The following is a 376-nucleotide window of genomic DNA, read 5'->3' as shown; positions in this document are numbered from 1 at the left end:
GGTGAAGGCGGCGGTGATCCGGGGGCGGTCGTAGCCGGCCGGGCCGGCCGCGCCGCTGGAGAGCAGCGTGTGGAGCAGGATCCGGGCCTTGGCGGGGTCGAGGGGGCCGGCGGGGATCAGTCCGTGGTGCAGCAGGTCGTATTCGGAGCCGGGGCTGCGGTAGGTGTCGGTGAGGGTCGCTCCGCCGCCGGTGCGGGAGGCAAGGACGACCGGGATGCGGCGGGCGATCTCGGCGAGCGGCTCGACGAGCCAGCCGGGGGCGTGGCCGGCGCCGAAGGCGGCGACGACGAGGCCCTGGAAGCGGTCCTCGACGCCGTCGACGACCGCTTCCAGGGCCTCGTCGTCGCCGCCTTCGGCGCCGGCCACGCCCCCGGCT

The 376-nt window shown here is 76.9% G+C and carries 1 pseudogene; it reads right to left on the bottom strand.

What is annotated here, in order from left to right:
- Window positions 1-376: pseudogene (locus OQ02_RS45410) on the bottom strand (asparaginase); the annotation flags it as partial.

It is taken from the genome of Saccharothrix sp. NRRL B-16314, assembly GCF_000716595.1.
Taxonomy (GTDB): Bacteria; Actinomycetota; Actinomycetes; order Mycobacteriales; family Pseudonocardiaceae; genus Actinosynnema.
Note: the sequence above shows the minus strand (reverse complement) of the source record. Positions and strands in the feature narration are given on the sequence as shown.